The 16,009-nt window shown below is 73.7% G+C and carries 11 protein-coding genes; 6 read left to right on the top strand and 5 right to left on the bottom strand.

Features of this window, described 5'->3' with window-relative positions; translation table 11 throughout:
- Window positions 1-16 precede the first annotated feature (16 nt).
- Genes EBO36_RS12235 through aspA form a run of 4 tightly spaced genes read left to right on the top strand, consistent with a single transcriptional unit; the run spans window position 17 to window position 4,367 of the window.
- Window positions 17-1,141: a GuaB3 family IMP dehydrogenase-related protein gene (locus EBO36_RS12235; protein WP_122824870.1), complete on the top strand. Its 1,125-nt coding sequence runs from the start codon at window positions 17-19 to the stop codon at window positions 1,139-1,141.
- 36 nt (window positions 1,142-1,177) lie between these two features.
- Window positions 1,178-1,447, top strand: a complete 270-nt coding sequence (locus EBO36_RS12230; protein WP_122824869.1) for an HPr family phosphocarrier protein — start codon at window positions 1,178-1,180, stop codon at window positions 1,445-1,447.
- A gap of 24 nt (window positions 1,448-1,471) precedes the next feature.
- Window positions 1,472-2,878: a class II fumarate hydratase gene (locus tag EBO36_RS12225; protein ID WP_122824868.1), complete on the top strand. Its 1,407-nt coding sequence runs from the start codon at window positions 1,472-1,474 to the stop codon at window positions 2,876-2,878.
- Between the two features lie 16 nt (window positions 2,879-2,894).
- Complete coding sequence (gene aspA, locus EBO36_RS12220) at window positions 2,895-4,367, top strand: aspartate ammonia-lyase (RefSeq protein ID WP_122824867.1); 1,473 nt, start codon at window positions 2,895-2,897, stop codon at window positions 4,365-4,367.
- 45 nt (window positions 4,368-4,412) lie between these two features.
- On the opposite strand, the gene EBO36_RS12215 is transcribed toward aspA, so the two are convergent.
- The 3 genes from EBO36_RS12215 to EBO36_RS12205 form a co-directional block, all read right to left on the bottom strand.
- Entirely contained in the window at window positions 4,413-5,600 is a 1,188-nt protein-coding gene (locus EBO36_RS12215) for an acetate/propionate family kinase (protein ID WP_122824866.1), read from the bottom strand.
- A complete protein-coding gene (pta, locus tag EBO36_RS12210; protein ID WP_122824865.1) occupies window positions 5,597-7,684 on the bottom strand; it encodes a phosphate acetyltransferase in 2,088 nt (695 codons plus the stop codon). The genes EBO36_RS12215 and pta overlap by 4 nt, the downstream gene beginning before the upstream one ends.
- A gap of 82 nt (window positions 7,685-7,766) precedes the next feature.
- On the bottom strand, window positions 7,767-10,244 hold the full coding sequence (locus EBO36_RS12205; protein ID WP_122824864.1) for a phosphoketolase family protein: 2,478 nt from the start codon (window positions 10,242-10,244) through the stop codon (window positions 7,767-7,769).
- 284 nt (window positions 10,245-10,528) lie between these two features.
- Between EBO36_RS12205 and EBO36_RS12200 the strand changes: the two genes are divergently transcribed.
- The gene (locus tag EBO36_RS12200) at window positions 10,529-11,875 is read left to right on the top strand and encodes an SURF1 family protein (RefSeq protein WP_164471466.1); all 1,347 of its coding nucleotides are present in this window, start codon (window positions 10,529-10,531) and stop codon (window positions 11,873-11,875) included.
- A gap of 113 nt (window positions 11,876-11,988) precedes the next feature.
- Here the strand turns inward: EBO36_RS12200 and EBO36_RS12195 are convergent, their stop codons facing one another.
- Window positions 11,989-13,722 carry an ABC transporter ATP-binding protein gene (locus EBO36_RS12195; protein WP_122824862.1) on the bottom strand — a complete coding sequence of 578 codons (1,734 nt, stop codon included), beginning with the start codon at window positions 13,720-13,722 and terminating at the stop codon, window positions 11,989-11,991.
- Window positions 13,722-15,536 carry an ABC transporter transmembrane domain-containing protein gene (locus tag EBO36_RS12190; protein ID WP_244925281.1) on the bottom strand — a complete coding sequence of 605 codons (1,815 nt, stop codon included), beginning with the start codon at window positions 15,534-15,536 and terminating at the stop codon, window positions 13,722-13,724. Before EBO36_RS12190 ends, EBO36_RS12195 begins: the two co-directional genes overlap by 1 nt.
- A gap of 101 nt (window positions 15,537-15,637) precedes the next feature.
- Here EBO36_RS12190 and EBO36_RS12185 point away from each other — a divergent pair, with 101 nt between their 5' ends.
- Window positions 15,638-16,006 (top strand): DUF3817 domain-containing protein, encoded by a 369-nt coding sequence (locus EBO36_RS12185; RefSeq protein WP_244925280.1) that lies wholly within the window; start codon window positions 15,638-15,640, stop codon window positions 16,004-16,006.
- Window positions 16,007-16,009 lie beyond the last annotated feature (3 nt).

The following is a 16,009-nucleotide window of genomic DNA, read 5'->3' as shown; positions in this document are numbered from 1 at the left end:
CCGGTAACCTGCTCGGGTGAGCAACGAGATGGAGATCGGCCGGGGCAAGCAGGGCCGGCGGGCCTACTCCTTCGACGACATAGCCGTCGTGCCGTCGCGGCGTACCCGCGACCCCGAGGACGTCTCGGTGGGGTGGCAGATCGACGCGTACTACGTCGACGTGCCGGTCCTCGCCGCGCCGATGGACTCGGTGATGAGCCCGGCCACCGCCGTGCTCCTCGGCCAGCTGGGCGGCATCGGCGTCCTCGACCTCGAGGGGCTGTGGACGCGGTACGAGGACCCCACGGCGATCCTCGAGGAGATCGCCGAGCTCGACGACGCGCGGGCGACGGCCCGGATGCAGGAGATCTACGCCGCCCCGATCCAGCCCGAGCTCATCACGGCCCGCCTCAAGGAGATCCGCGACGGCGGCGTCACGGTGGCCGGCAAGCTCTCCCCGCAGAGCACCCAGCAGCACTGGCGCACCGTCGTCGAGGCGGGGGTCGACCTCTTCGTCATCCGCGGGACCACCGTCTCCGCCGAGCACGTCTCCTCCACCGCGGAGCCGCTCAACCTCAAGCGGTTCATCTACGAGCTCGACGTGCCCGTCGTCGTCGGCGGCGCAGCGACCTACACGGCTGCCCTGCACCTCATGCGTACCGGCGCGGCCGGCGTCCTCGTGGGCTTCGGCGGCGGCGCGGCGCACACCACCCGCGTCTCGCTCGGCATCCACTCGCCGATGGCCACCGCCGTCGCCGACGTCGCCGCGGCCCGCCGGGACTACCTCGACGAGTCGGGCGGGCGCTACGTCCACGTCATCGCCGACGGCGGCGTGGGGCGCTCCGGCGACCTCGTCAAGGCCGTGGCCTGCGGCGCGGACGCCGTCATGCTCGGCTCGGCCCTGGCCCGGGCCACCGAGGCCCCCGGCCGCGGGTGGCACTGGGGCTCCGAGGCCCACCACCCAGAGCTGCCCCGCGGCGAGCGCGTCCGCGTCGGCACCGTCGGCTCGCTGCAGGAGATCCTCCACGGCCCCAGCCGCCAGGCGGACGGCACGCTCAACCTCGTCGGCGCCCTGCGGCGCGCGATGGCGACCACCGGCTACTCCGACCTCAAGGAGTTCCAGCGGGTCGAGGTCGTCGTCTCCCCGTACCGTCCCTTCTGACCCCGCACCACCGGCACACCCAAGGAGAACGTCCCCATGGCACAGCGCACCGCCACCATCGGCTCCAAGGTCGGGCTGCACGCCCGCCCCGCCGCGACCTTCGTCAAGGCCGCCACCGAGGCCGGGATCCCCGTCCAGATCAGCAAGGCCGGCGGCGACCCCGTCAACGCCGCGAGCATCCTCGGCATCATGACCCTGGGCGCGAAGTTCGGCGACGAGGTCACCCTCACCGCCGAGGGCGAGGGGGCGGAGAAGGTCCTCGACGACCTCGCCGACCTGCTCGCCCAGGACCTCGACGCCAAGTAGGCCACGACGCCAGTGAGGAAGCCCATGGACGACGACGCCGGCGCCTTCCGGATCGAGCACGACACGATGGGGGAGGTCCGCGTCCCGCGGGACGCGCTCTACGGGGCCCAGACCCAGCGCGCGGTGGAGAACTTCGCCATCTCGGGCACGGGCCTGTCCCGGCACCACATCGCCGCCCTGGCCCACGTGAAGCGCGCGGCGGCGCTCGCCAACGCCGAGCTCGGTGTCCTCGACGCCGAGCTCGCCGGGGCGATCGCTGCCGCCGCCGAGCAGGTCGTCAGCGGCGAGCACGACGCCCACTTCCCCGTCGACGTCTTCCAGACGGGGTCGGGCACCTCCTCGAACATGAACACCAACGAGGTGGTCGCCGCGCTCGCCGGGACGCTGCTCGGGCGGCCCGTGCACCCCAACGACCACGTCAACGCCTCGCAGTCCTCGAACGACGTGTTCCCCTCCTCGATCCACATCGCCGCGACGCAGGCGGTCATCGAGGAGGTGCTGCCGGCGCTGGACGTGCTCGCCACGTCCCTGGAGGCGAAGGCCGAGGAGCTGGCCGACGTCGTCAAGGCGGGCCGCACCCACCTCATGGACGCGACCCCGGTGACCCTGGGGCAGGAGTTCGGCGGCTACGCCGCGCAGGTGCGCCTGGGGATCGACCGCGTCCGCGCGGCCCTGCCCCGGCTCGCCGCCCTCCCGCTGGGCGGGACCGCCGTCGGGACGGGGATCAACACCCCGCCCGGCTTCTCCCGTCGCGTCATCGAGCTGGTGGCGGAGCACACCGGCCTGCCCCTCACCGAGGCGGAGAACCACTTCGAGGCGCAGGGCGCGCAGGACAGCCTCGTGGAGGTCTCCGGTGCGCTGCGCACCGTCGCCGTCTCGCTGGTGAAGATCTGCAACGACCTGCGGTGGATGGGCTCCGGCCCGCGCACCGGCCTCGGCGAGATCGCCCTGCCCGACCTCCAGCCGGGCTCGTCGATCATGCCGGGCAAGGTCAACCCGGTGATCCCTGAGGCCACGCTCATGGTGTGCGCCCAGGTCATCGGCAACGACCAGACCATCACCTTCGCCGGGGCGTCGGGCGCGTTCGAGCTCAACGTCATGCTCCCGGTCCTCGCCCGCAACGTCCTCGAGTCGATGACGCTGCTCGCCAACGCCTCCCGGGCGCTGGCGACGCGGTGCGTGGACGGGATCACCGCGAACGTCGACCGGTGCCGCGAGCTCGCCGAGTCCTCGCCCTCGATCGTCACCCCGCTCAACCGGGTCATCGGCTACGAGGCGGCGGCGAAGATCGCCAAGCACGCCGTGCTCCACGGCCTGACGATCCGGGCCGCGGTCGAGGACCTCGGCTACGTCGAGCGCGGCGAGGTCACCCCCGACCAGCTCGACGCCGCCCTCGACGTCATGTCGATGACGGGTCAGCCACCGCGATGACGGGCCCGCGACCGCGATGACGCCCCAGGCCGGCACCACCCGCACCGAGGAGGACCTCCTCGGCCGCCGGGAGGTGCCGGCCGAGGCGTACTACGGCATCCACACGCTGCGCGCGGCCGAGAACTTCCGCCTCTCGCACCAGGCGGTGAGCGACGTCCCGGCGCTCGTGCGGGCCATCGTCGCCGTGAAGAAGGCGTCCGCCCTCGCCAACCGTGACCTGCGCACGGTGCCCGCCGAGGTGGCCGACGCCGTCGTCGCCGCGTGCGACGACGTCCTCGCGGGCGGCCGGTGCCTCGACCAGTTCCCCGTCGACCTGTTCCAGGGCGGGGCCGGCACGTCGGTGAACATGAACGCCAACGAGGTCATCGCCAACCTCGCCCTCGAGCGCCTGGGCCTGCCCAAGGGGCGCTACGACGTCGTCAACCCCAACGACCACGTCAACCGCTCGCAGTCCACCAACGACGCCTTCCCGACGGCGCTGCGCCTGGCGGTGTACGGCGTCGTCGAGGACCTCAAGGGCGTCGTGGGCACGCTCGTCGACGCGCTGGCGGCCAAGGGCGAGGAGTTCGCCCACGTGCTCAAGATGGGCCGCACCCAGCTCCAGGACGCCGTGCCCATGACGCTCGGCCAGGAGTTCGCCGCCTTCGCCGCGCTCCTCACCGAGGAGATCCGCCACCTCGAGCGCAGCCAGCACCTCCTCCTCGAGGTCAACCTCGGCGCCACCGCGATCGGCACGGGGCTCAACGCGCCGCAGGGCTACGCCGAGCGGGCGGTGGCCCGGCTGGCGGAGGTGACCGGCCTGCCCGTGGTCCCCGCGGACGACCTCATCGAGGCGACGTCCGACGCCGGGGCGTACGTGTCCATGCACACCGCGGTCAAGCGGGTGGCGGTCAAGCTCGGCAAGATCTGCAACGACCTGCGCCTGCTGTCCTCGGGACCCCGGGCCGGGCTGGGGGAGATCTCCCTGCCCGAGCTGCAGGCCGGGTCCTCGATCATGCCGGCGAAGGTCAACCCGGTGATCCCCGAGGTCGTCAACCAGGTCTGCTTCAAGGTCATCGGCAACGACGTCACGGTCTCCATGGCCGCGGAGGCCGGGCAGCTCCAGCTCAACGTCATGGAGCCGGTCATCGCCCAGGCGCTCTTCGAGTCGGTCTCGCTCCTCACCCGCGCCTGCGTGACGCTCCGGGACCTGTGCATCACCGGGGTGCGCGCGAACGAGGAGGTGTGCCGGGCCTACGTCATGCGCTCGATCGGGCTGGTGACGTACCTCAACCCCATCATCGGCCACCACAACGGCGACCTCGTGGGCCGCGAGTGTGCACGCAGCGGGCGCAGCGTGCGGGAGGTGGTCCTCGAGAGGGGCCTCCTCACCGAAGCCCAGCTCGACGACCTGCTCTCTGTGGAGAACCTCCTGCGGCCCCGGTACCGCGGCCCGCTGTACGGCGAGGACCCGGAGCTCGCCGTCGGCGGGCCGGACGGGTCGGACTGAGTCCGCACCCGCCCGCACCGCGGGGCCCGGGGTCCTGCGCCGCCCCTAGAGCAGCGACACCGCCTGGCGGGCGATCTCCAGCTCCTCGTTCGTCGGGACGACGAGCACGGCGACCCGCGAGGAGTCCGTGGAGATGACCGTGGCCTCCTTCTTGCGCCCGGCGTTGCGCGCCGGGTCGAGCTCGATGCCGAGAAACTCCAGCCCGGCGAGCGCCTCGGCGCGGACGATGTCGTCGTTCTCGCCGACGCCGGCGGTGAACGTGAGGACGTCGAGCCCGCCGAGGATGGCGGCGTAGGCACCGATGTACTTGCGCAGCCGGTGGACGTAGACGTCGAGCGCGAGGCGGGCGTCCCGGTCGCCCGCCGCGACGAGGGTGTGGATCTCGCGCAGGTCGTTGACCCCGGCCAGGCCCTTGAGGCCGGAGCGACGGTTGACGAGGTCGTCGATCTCGTCGACCGACATGCCCCCGATGCGGTGGAGGTGGAACATCACGGCCGGGTCGATGTCGCCCGTCCGCGTGCCCATGACCAGGCCCTCCAGCGGCGTCATCCCCATCGACGTGTCGACCGCGCGCCCGCGGTCGACGGCGGAGGCCGAGGCGCCGTTGCCGAGGTGGAGCACGACCTGGCGGAGCTCGGCCATCGGCCGCCCGAGGAGCTGCGCGGCCATCCGCGCGACGTACTGGTGGGAGGTGCCGTGGGCGCCGTAGCGGCGGACGCGGTACTTGCGGGCGACCTCCCGGTCGAGCGCGTACGTCGCCGCCCGCTCCGGCAGGGAGCGGAAGAACGCGGTGTCGAAGACCGCGATGTGCGGGACGCCGGGGAGCAGCTCGCGGGCCACCAGGATCCCGCGGAGGTTCGCCGGGTTGTGGAGCGGGGCGAGCGGGGACAGGCGCTCGATGACCTCGATGACGCGGTCGTCGGCGACGGCCGGGCCGCCGAAGTACGCCCCGCCCTGGACGACGCGGTGCCCGACGGCGACGACCCCGGCCTCGTCGAGGCGCGGGCCGACCGTGGCGAAGAGGTCGAGGATCATGCGCAGGCCGGCGCCGTGGTCGGGGATCGGGTCCATGTGCTCGACGACGCCCGCGGCCGAGGTGTGCCGCAGACGGCCGCGCTCCTCCCCGATCCGCTCGACGAGGCCCGAGGCGAGCGCCTCGCCCCCCTCGGGGTCGACCAGCTGGTACTTGATCGACGACGAGCCGGAGTTGATGACGAGGACGGTCGCGGTCATGCGATGGGCTCCTTCGCGGGCGTGCCCGCTCCTTGCGCCTGGACGGCGGTGATGGCGACGGTGTTGACGATGTCCTGGACCAGCGCTCCCCGGGACAGGTCGTTGACGGGCTTGTTGAGGCCCTGCAGGACCGGCCCGACCGCGACCGCCCCGGCGGAGCGCTGCACGGCCTTGTAGGTGTTGTTGCCGGTGTTGAGGTCCGGGAAGATGAAGACGGTCGCCCGGCCCGCCACCTCGGACTCGGGCATCTTCGTGCGCGCGACGGAGGCGTCGACGGCGGCGTCGTACTGGATCGGGCCCTCGACGAACAGGTCGGGCCGGCGCTCGCGGACCAGGCCCGTGGCCGTGCGCACCTTGTCGACGTCGGCGCCCGTCCCGGACGCCCCCGTGGAGTAGGAGAGCATCGCCACGCGGGGGTCGACGCCGAACTGCGCGGCCGTCTCGGCGGAGGAGATGGCGATGTCGGCGAGCTGCTCGGCGGTGGGGTCGGGGTTGACGGCGCAGTCGCCGTAGACGAGCACCCGGTCGGCGAGGCACATGAAGAACACCGAGGAGACGATCGACGTCCCCGGGCGGGTCTTGATGATCTCGAAGGAGGGCTTGATGGTGTGCGCCGTCGTGTGCTGGGCGCCGGAGACCATGCCGTCGGCCATGCCGAGGTGGACCATCATCGTGCCGAAGTACGACACGCTCGGGAGCACCTCGAGCGCCCGGTCCACCGTCATCCCCTTGTGCTGGCGCAGGCGGGTGTACTCCTCGGCGAACTCCTCGAGCAGCTCGCTCGTGCGGGTGTCGATGACCGGGGCCGCATCGATGTCGAGGCCCAGCTCCCGGGCGCGGCCGCGCACGGCGGCCTCGTTGCCGAGCAGGGTGAGGTCGGCGACGCCGCGGGAGAGCAGCGTGCTCGCCGCGCGCAGGATGCGGTCGTCGGTGCCCTCGGGCAGGACGATGTGCTTGCGGTCGCCCCGGGCCCGCTCGAGCAGCTCGGACTCGAACATCAGCGGCGTCACCACGGGGCTGCGGGGCACGTCGAGGGTGGCGAGGACGGCCTCAGGGTCCGCGTTCTGCTCGAACGCGCTCAGCGCCAGGTCCCGCTTGCGCTGCGTGCCCTGGGAGATGAGGCCCCGGGTGGTCGACGCGATCCGCGCGGTCTCGTAGGTGTCGTGGGCGGTGGTGATGATGGGCAGGGACTGGCCCAGGCCCTCCACCAGGGTGCGCACCTGGGGGCTGGGCAGGTAGCCGCCGTTGAGGACGACCGCGGCCAGCGAGGGGAAGTTCTCCGAGGCGTGGGCGCTCATGAGGGCGAGGAGCACCTCGGACCGGTCGCCGGCCGCGATGGCGACCTGCCCGTCGCGCAGCCGCTCGAGGATGTGGTCGGTGTTCATCCCGCAGACGAGGACGTGCTCCGCCTCGCGGATGAGGAGCGCCTCGTCCCCGGCGAAGAGCGTGCCGTCGACGGAGGCCATGAGCTCGGCGACGGTGGGGGCGGAGAGCAGGGGGATCTCCGGGAAGAGCCACACGGGCACGGTGACGTCGGCGAGGTGGGCGCGGACGTCGTCGGCGGCCTCCTCCGGGCACCGGTTGACCGCCACCGCCACGACCGAGGCGTGGTTGGCGCGGATCTCCGCCGACGCGAGGTCGACCACCTGGCGGACCTCCTCGCCCGTGCGGTCGAGCGCCTTGACGACGAGCAGCACGGGGGAGCCCAGGTTGGCGGCGACGCGGGCGTTGAACGCGAGCTCGGCCGGCCCGGCGACGTCGGTGTAGTCCGAGCCGACGATGACGACGACGTCGCAGGCGTGCTCGACCTCGCGGTAGCGCTCGACGATCCGGCTCAGGGCGGCGTCCTCGTCGGCGTGGACCTCCTCGTAGGTCACCCCGACGGCGTCGGCGTAGTCCATGTCGACGCCGTCGTGGGAGAGCAGGAGCTCGAGCACGTTGTCGGGCTGGTCGCTGCCGTGGACGACCGGCCGGAAGATGCCGACCCGCTGGACGCGCCGCACGACGAGGTCGACGAGGCCCAGCGCGATCGTCGACTTGCCCGTGTACCCCTCCGGTGAGGCGATGTAGATGCTCCGGGCCACTGTGCTCTCCCTGGTGTTGGCGTGCGTGCGTTGCGTGCGTTGCGTGCGTGCGTGCGTGCGTGCGTGCTGCGGTGCTGCGGTGCTACTCGTTGTCCCCGCCGGTGCTGTCCCGCATGGGTCCGGCGGCCTCCGTGGCCGTCTGCCCGGCGTCGGGCCAGACCCAGTCGGCGACCTCCGGCAGGTCGACGCCGTACTGCCGGGTGTACTCCCGCGCCTCCAGACGCTTGTCCGACATGCGCTGGTGCAGCCCCGCGTAGCGGGACTTCAGGGACGGCACCCGGTCGATGACGTCCATGACGAGGTGGAACCGGTCGAGGTCGTTGAGCATGACCATGTCGAACGGCGTCGTCGTCGTGCCCTCCTCCTTGAACCCTCGCACATGGATGTTCGAGTGCCCGTGGCGGCGGTAGGTGAGGCGGTGGATGAGCCAGGGGTAGCCGTGGTAGGCGAAGATCACCGGCTTGTCCGTGGTGAAGGTGAGGTCGAACTCGGCGTCGGTGAGCCCGTGGGGGTGCTCGCGGGCGTCCTGCAGGCGCATGAGGTCGACGACGTTGATGACGCGGACCTTGAGGCCCGGGACGTGCCGGCGCAGCAGGTCGGCCGCGGCGAGCGTCTCCATCGTGGGGATGTCGCCGGCGCAGGCGAGGACGACGTCGGGCTCGCTGCCCTCCACCTCGCTGCCGGCCCACTCCCAGATGCCCAGCCCGCGGGTGCAGTGCGCGACCGCCTCGTCGACGGTGAGGTAGACGGGGTTGGGCTGCTTGCCGGCCACGACGACGTTGACGTACTGGCGCGAGCGCAGGCAGTGGTCGTAGGTGGCGAGCAGGGTGTTGGCGTCCGGCGGCAGGTAGACCCGGATGACGTTCGCCTTCTTGTTGACGACGACGTCGATGAAACCGGGGTCCTGGTGGGAGAAGCCGTTGTGGTCCTGGCGCCACACGTGCGAGCTGAGGAGGTAGTTGAGGGAGGCGACGGGGCGCCGCCAGGCGATGTCGTTGGTGGCGTCGAGCCACTTGGCGTGCTGGTTGAACATCGAGTCGACGATGTGGATGAACGCCTCGTAGGAGGTGAACAGCCCGTGCCGGCCGGTGAGGAGGTACCCCTCGAGCCATCCCTGGCACTGGTGCTCCGAGAGCATCTCCATGACGCGCCCGGCGCGCACGAGGTTCTGGTCCACCGACGGGTCGACGTACTCCGCGTCCCACTGCTTCCCGGTGACGTCGAAGACCGCCTGCAGGCGGTTGGAGGCGAACTCGTCGGGCGCGAAGAGGCGGAAGTTCGTGGGGTTGCGCCGCACCACCTCGCGCAGCCACTCGCCCAGCACGCGGGTGGGCTCCTTGATGGTCTCCCCGGGGACGCGCACCTGGACCCCGAACTCGCGGAAGTCGGGCAGGCGGAGGTCCTTGAGGAGGAGCCCGCCGTTGGCGTACGGCGTGGCGCTCATCCGCAGCTCACCCTCGGGCGCCAGGGCGGCGATGTCCTCGCGGAGGCGGCCGGCATCGTCGAAGAGCTCCCCGGCGTCGTAGGAGCGCAGCCAGCCCTCGAGCACGGCCTGGTGCTCGGGGGTGTCCCGGGCACTCGCGAGGGGCACCTGGTGGGCGCGCCAGGACCCCTCGGTCTTCTGCCCGTCGATCTCGGGCGGGCAGGTCCAGCCCTTGGGCGTGCGGAAGACGATCATCGGCCAGCGGGGCCGCTCCAGCTCGTCCTGCGGCGTGCGGGCGGCCTGCTCCTTGATCTCGGCGATCCGGTCGAGGACGTCGTCGAGCAGGGCCGCGAACCGGGCGTGGGCGGCGAGGTGGTCCTCGCCGTCGAACCCGCCGGTGAAGAAGTAGGGCTCGTGCCCGTAGCCGCGCATGAGCGCGGTGAGCTCCTCCTCACCGATGCGGTCGAGCACGGTCGGGTTGGCGATCTTGTACCCGTTGAGGTGGAGCACGGGCAGGACGACGCCGTCCTGCGCGGGGTTGACGAACTTGTTCGAGTGCCAGCTCGTGGCGAGCGGACCGGTCTCCGCCTCGCCGTCGCCGACGACGGCGAAGACGAGCAGGTCCGGGTTGTCGAAGGCCGCGCCGTAGGCGTGGGAGAGCGCGTAGCCCAGCTCGCCGCCCTCGTGGATGGACCCGGGCGTCTCCGGGGCGGCGTGCGAGGGGATGCCGCCGGGGAAGGAGAACTGCTTGAACAGCCGCCGCATGCCCTCCTCGTCCTCGGTGACGTCGGAGTACAGCTCGCTGTAGGTGCCCTCGAGGTAGGCGTTGGCGACGTTGGCCGGGCCGCCGTGGCCGGGGCCGGTGACGAAGAGGGTGGGCTGGCCGCGGTCCTTGATCGCCCGGGTCATGTGGGCGTAGAGGAAGTTGAGGCCCGGGGTGGTGCCCCAGTGGCCGAGGAGGCGCCGCTTGATGTCGTCCCGCATGAGGGGCCGGCGCAGGAGCGGGTTGTCGAGGAGGTAGATCTGCCCGACAGAGAGGTAGTTCGCCGCGCGCCACCAGGCGTCGACGGTGTTGAGGACGGCCTCGTCCGGCTCGGCGGACGGGCGGGGGCGCCATGCGGTGGGAACGGTGCTCATGACGAGCTCCTCACGCTGGGGATCCGGTCGGTCCCAGCCTGGTCCCGCGGGCGAGCGCCGTCCACAGGAGGACGCGCAGCCGTGGCCGCGATGGTGAACCGGTTCTCCCGCACGCGTCACAGTCTCCACCGACAGGTGGTCCGACAGATGGGGCACAAGGCCCGGGTGAGGTGTGCCGCGGGCCACACCATCCCACCAGTTCCGGCGCGGTGCCGGGTCCGGCCGGTACGTGGGGGCCGCCGTCGCGGGCGGGTCGCGCAGGGCCGCGACGTACCCTGGACCGTGTGGACGACCGCGTGACGCCGGGCGCCGCGCCGGAGAGCGCGAGGGCGCCCGTCCGTGCGCCCGAGCCGTCGCCGGCACCCGCGTCGCCGGGACCTGCGTCGTCGTCGGCACCGGTGTCGGACGCCGCCTCCGTGGCCTGGTGGGCCAGCTCGGCTCCCGCCGCCCCGACCCCGGGCCACTCCACCGCGGACCTCGGCCTCGGAGACCCCGGCCCCGACGGACCCGGCCACCCCGACGGACCTGCGGGCGCGGACGGGACCGGGGGCGCCGACCGACCCGGCGGGACCGGCGTGCGGGGGACCGGCACGGCGCCCGGCGACTCCGGCCGCGGGCGGCGTCCGCGCCGCGCGCTGCGCCCGGGCGAGGGGCCGCGCGACTGGCTCCGGGCCGCCGGCCGGCCGCACCTCGTCGGGCTGCTCGTCCTCGTCCTCGTCGTCGGCGGTGCGTTCGTCCGGCTGGGCATGTGGCAGCTGGACCGGGCGGGCTTCCGCGCGCAGGAGGCCGCCCAGGTGGAGCGCGCCGAGCGCCTGGCGGCGGATCCCGTGCCGATCGCGGAGGTGTTCGCCCCGCAGACGGCGATGACCGCGGACGAGGTGGCGCGCCGCGTCGCCGTCACGGGCGAGTTCGACGCCGAGCAGCAGGTGCTCGTCCCGGGCCGGGAGGTCGGCGGGGTGGACGCCGTCATGGTCGTCACCGCCCTGCACGTGACGCAGGGCCCGCACGACGGCGCGATCCTGCCCGTCCTGCGGGGCTGGATCCCGGCGGCCGACCTCGCCGCGACCCGGCTCGAGACGGGCGGGCCACGGGTGGACGGGCTCGCCGACGTCGTCGTGCCGGACCCGCCTTCCGGTGTCGTGGAGGTGACAGGGCTGCTCAACGGGCCGGAGGCCGTCTCCAGCGACGTGCTCCCGCCCGGGCAGCTCGGGTCGATCAGCCCGGGCCAGCTGACCAACCTGTGGGGCGGGCCGATGTTCAGCGGCTACCTGGTCCTCGAGATCCCCGCCCAGGAGGGCATGGAGCCGGCGCCCGCGCCGAGCGCCGGCGTCGAGCCGGGGCTCAACCTGCAGAGCCTCGCCTACGCCTTCGAGTGGTGGGCGTTCGCCGCCTTCGCGGTCTTCATGTGGTGGCGGGTCCTGCGCGACGACGTCCACGACGCGCGGGACCGCGCGGCCGCCGTGGCGGCCGGGGACGGCGGGGCCGCCGCGCCGCAGGACCCGGGCACCGGACCGGCGCCCGGCGGCGCCGTCGAGACACCGGCCGGCAGCGACGAGCGGCGGCCGGTGCTCGCCGTGGGGACGGACGGCCGGTCGGACCCGGGCGCTGCCGCCGACCGCCCGGCTCGCTAGCCCCGAGCCCCGAGCCCCGAGCCCCGAGCCCGAGCCCCGAGCCCGAGCGCCGAGCCCCGAGCCCCGGGGGAGGGGCGGGGCGCCGGCCGCGAGCGTGCGGAGGTGGGGGCGCCCTACTCCTGCTGCCAGGAGTGCCACAGCGCCGCGTACTCCCCGCCCGCGGCGACCAGCTCTGCGTGCGGCCCGATCTCGACGATCCGCCCGTCCTCGACGACGGCGACGCGGTCGGCGTCGTGCGCGGTGTGCAGCCGGTGGGCGATGGCGACGACGGTCCGGCCGGTGAGGACGGCGGAGAGCGAGCGCTCGAGGTGCCGGGCCGCCCGCGGGTCGAGCAGCGACGTCGCCTCGTCGAGGACGAGCGTGTGCGGGTCGAGAAGGACGAGCCGGGCGAGCGCGAGCTGCTGCGCCTGGGCGGGGGACAGGTGCGCCCCGCCCGAGCCCACCGCGGTGTCCAGGCCCTCGGGCAGCGCCCGGGCCCAGTCGAGCGCGTCGACGGTGGCCAGCGCCCGCTCGAGGTCCGCGTCGCTGGCGTCCGCCCGCGCGAGCCGGAGGTTGTCGGCGAGCGAGCCGACGAAGACGTGGTGCTCCTGGGTGACGAGCGCGACGTGCGAGCGCAGCTCCTCCTCCGGCAGGTCGACGAGCGGGACGCCGCCCACGGTCACTGAGCCGCCGGTCGGGGGGTGGATCCCGGCGAGCATGCGCCCGAGGGTGGACTTGCCCGCCCCCGAGGGCCCGACGACGGCGAGCCGCTCGCCGGGCACGAGCTCGAGGTCGATGCCGTGGAGGACGTCCTCGCCGGCGCGGTAGGCGTAGCGCACGCCGTGCGCGACGATGTCCGACCCCTGCGCGTGGCGGCCGGTGGCCTGGCGGTCCGGCTCGACGAGGTCGACGCCGATGATCCGGGCCAGGCTCGCGCTGGCGACCTGGATCTCGTCGATCCACATGAGCAGCTCGCTCACGGGGTGGCGCACCTGGACGGCGTAGAGCGCCACGGTGGTGACCGCGCCGACCGTGACGAGGTCCCGCGTGACGAGCCAGGTGCCCCACAGGACGACGGCGGCGACGGGCAGCGCGAAGGAGATGCCCAGCCAGAAGAACAGGTGCACCCGCATCTTCAGGGTGCGCATCTCCGTCTGCCAGGTGCGGCCGATTGCCTCGTCGGTGCGCTCGCGGCGACGGCGCCCCAGGCCCAGCGCGTCGACCGTCTCGGCGTGCTCGACGGACTCGGTGAGCACGCCGTTGAGCTCGGCGTACGCCTCGGCGTTGGCGCGGTAGGCGGGCGGCGCGAGGCGCAGGTACCAGCGGGTGGCGACGAGGAGGACGGGGATGCCGACGCCGAGCGCGAGCGCGGTGAGCGGGGAGGCGAGGAACGCCGCCCCCAGGGTGAGCAGGATCGTCGTCAGCGTGACGAGCACGCGCGGGACGCCGAAGCGCACGACCCACTGCACGCGGTCGACGTCGTTCGTCGTGCGGCCGAGCAGGTCGCCCGTCCCGGCCCGCTCCACGGTGGACAGCGGCAGGTGCGTGACCGTGCTGAGGAACTGCTCGCGCAGGACGGCGAAGATCTCCTCGCCGAGGATCATGGCGCTGCGGTGGGCGTACCGGGTGAGGACCGTCTGGGCGAGCACGGCGCCGATGAGGACGCCGGCCATGGTGTTGACGTGGCGCGCGGTGGTCCCCGTGGCGACGTCGTCGACGAGCCCGCCGAGCACCCAGGGCACGGCGAGGGACGCCACGGCCGCCAGGCCCTGGAGGCCGACGACGGCGGTCAGGCGCGCGCGGTAGTCGCGCAGGAGGCGCCCGCTGAAGCGGCGGACCGTGCGGGCGTCGGCGACGGGCAGCTGCATCAGTGGTCCTTCGTGGCGGCGTGGTGGGCGGGCACCGGGGCGCCGTCGTCGTCGGCGTGCGCCCGCCCGACGACGTCGTGGTAGGCGCGGGCGTCCGCGTCGCCGGCCGCGGCGCGGGCGAGGAGGTCGCGGTGGGTCCCGCGGGTCCGCTCCCGCCCGTCGGCGAGGAGCACCACCTCGTCGGCGTGCTCGAGCACGAGGGGGGAGGAGGTGACGACGACCGTCGTCCGCCCGCGCCGCTCGTGGGCGAGCCGGGCGGCGATCCGCGACTCGGTGTGGGCGTCGACTGCGCTCGTCGGCTCGACGAGGACGAGCGCCTCGGCGTCGGTGAGCAGGGCGCGGGCCAGAGCCACCCGCTGGCGCTGCCCGCCGGAGAGGGAGCGGCCCTTCTCGGTGATCTCGCCGTCGAGGCGCTCCGGCATCGAGTCGAGGACGTCGTGGGCGTCGGCGACGTCGAGCGCGCGGAGCAGGTCGTCGTCGACGACGGCGGTGCCGCGGGCGTCGAGGCCCTCGCGCAGGGTGCCGGTGAACAGCTGCGGGCTGGCCCCCGCGACGACGACGCGCTCGCGGACCTCCGCCACCGGCAGCTCGCGCAGGGGCACGCCGTCGAGGTGGACGGGCGTCTCGGCGGCGTCGTCGAAGCGGCCCAGGCGCACGGCGAGCGCCGCGGCGGCCTCCGGGTGCTCGGCGACGAGGGCGGTGAGGGTGCCGGGGCGGATGTGGACGCCGGTCGCCTCGTCGACGAGCTCGGCCGCGGTGCGCGCCCTGCCGGACCTCGCGGGGCGGGCGTCGGCCGCCTCGGACTCGGCGATGCTCCCGGCCCCCGGCTCGACCGACAGGACGGTGATGATCTTGCGGGCCGCGACGCGGGCGCGGGTGAAGTAGGTGAGGAACTGGGTGGCCCAACGCAGCGGCTGGGCGAGGAACGCGGTGTACCCGTAGAAGGTGACGAGCTCGCCGGGGGTGATCTCCCCGCGCATCGCGAGGAGCGCGCCGTACCAGACGACGGCGACGACGACGAGGCCCGGCAGCAGGACCTGGAGGGCCTCGAGGAGGGCCGAGGTCCCGGCCACGCCGACGCCGGCGTGGCGCACGCGCTGGGACTGGTCGCGGTAGCGGACGGCGAACGCGTCCTCGCCGCCGATGCCGCGCAGGATCCGCAGCCCGGCGACGGTGTCGGTGCCCAGGGTGGCCAGCCGTCCCGACGCCTCGCGGTGCGCCTGCTGGCGGGCGTGGAGGGGCCGGACGATGAGGGCGAGGCACGCGGCCACGACGGGGAGCCCGATGAGCACGACGAGACCGAGCTCGAGCGACTGGCGCAGGAGCACGACGGCGACGACGACGTAGGTGACGAGGCCACCGACGAACCGCGGCAGCATCTCCAGCGCGTTGCCCACGTGGAAGGAGTCGGTGGCGACCGTGGAGACGACCTCGCCGGTGGGCAGGTCGGCGCCGATCGCCGACCCGGTCCGGGTCACGTGGTGGCCCACGAGCCGGGAGGAGGTGAACGTGCCGTGCATCCACGCCCCGACCTCGCCGGCGTGGCTGAGCGCCGAGCTGAGGGCCTCGATGAGGCCGACGACGAGGAGCAGCCCGACGACGACGAGGAGCGGGCGGGTGAGCCCGTCGCCCAGGCCGGCGTCGAGCGCGCGGCCGAGGAGGTAGGGCACCGCCGCGGCGCACAGCGACTGGATCGTGGCGAGCGCCACCGCGGCGAGGAGCACGAGCGTCCCGCGCCGCGTCACCCAGCCGAGCAGGGCCAGGGGAGTGGTGAGCGGGGGATGGCCGGGGTGGCCGGTGGGGACGTCGAGCACGAGGAACGAGGGTACGCGCGCGCCCGCCGGGGTCCCAACGGATTTCGGCCGCTGGGCACCGCGCTGCGAGACTGGGGGTTCGCCGAGCAGGAAGGTGTGACGTGAGCACGCAGCGCAAGGCCCAGGGGGCATGGCGGTTCTACCAGGTGATGGCGTTCGTCACGGGCGTCATGCTGCTCCTCCTCGTCGCCGAGATGGTCCTCGTCTACCTCGTCGGGGTGGGCCCGGACGTCGAGGCCGCGATCGGCTGGATCCCCTTCGTCCACGGGTGGATCTACGTCGTCTACGTCGCCTCCGTGTTCAACCTGTGGTCGGTCATGCGGTGGGGCCTGGGCCGGATGGTGGCGCTCGTGGCCGCCGGCGTCGTGCCGGTCCTCTCCTTCGTCATGGAGCACCGGGCCCGGTCCTGGTTCGCCGCCGACGTCGTCGCCCGGTTCGGCGGCGAGGCCGCGGCCGCGCGCCGGGTCTGACGC

Origin of the sequence: Georgenia faecalis (genome assembly GCF_003710105.1) — a bacterium.
GTDB classification, from domain to species: Bacteria; Actinomycetota; Actinomycetes; order Actinomycetales; family Actinomycetaceae; genus Georgenia_A; species Georgenia_A faecalis.
This window is presented reverse-complemented; position numbering and strand designations above follow the sequence as displayed.

Coding starts and splice junctions, on each gene's coding strand:
- EBO36_RS12230 (WP_122824869.1), top strand. CDS start 1,178: ATGGCACAGCGCACCGCCACCATCGGCTCCAAGGTCGGGCTGCACGCC.
- EBO36_RS12195 (WP_122824862.1), bottom strand. CDS start 13,722: ATGCAGCTGCCCGTCGCCGACGCCCGCACGGTCCGCCGCTTCAGCGGG.
- EBO36_RS12205 (WP_122824864.1), bottom strand. CDS start 10,244: ATGAGCACCGTTCCCACCGCATGGCGCCCCCGCCCGTCCGCCGAGCCG.
- EBO36_RS12215 (WP_122824866.1), bottom strand. CDS start 5,600: ATGACCGCGACCGTCCTCGTCATCAACTCCGGCTCGTCGTCGATCAAG.
- EBO36_RS12225 (WP_122824868.1), top strand. CDS start 1,472: ATGGACGACGACGCCGGCGCCTTCCGGATCGAGCACGACACGATGGGG.
- aspA (WP_122824867.1), top strand. CDS start 2,895: ATGACGCCCCAGGCCGGCACCACCCGCACCGAGGAGGACCTCCTCGGC.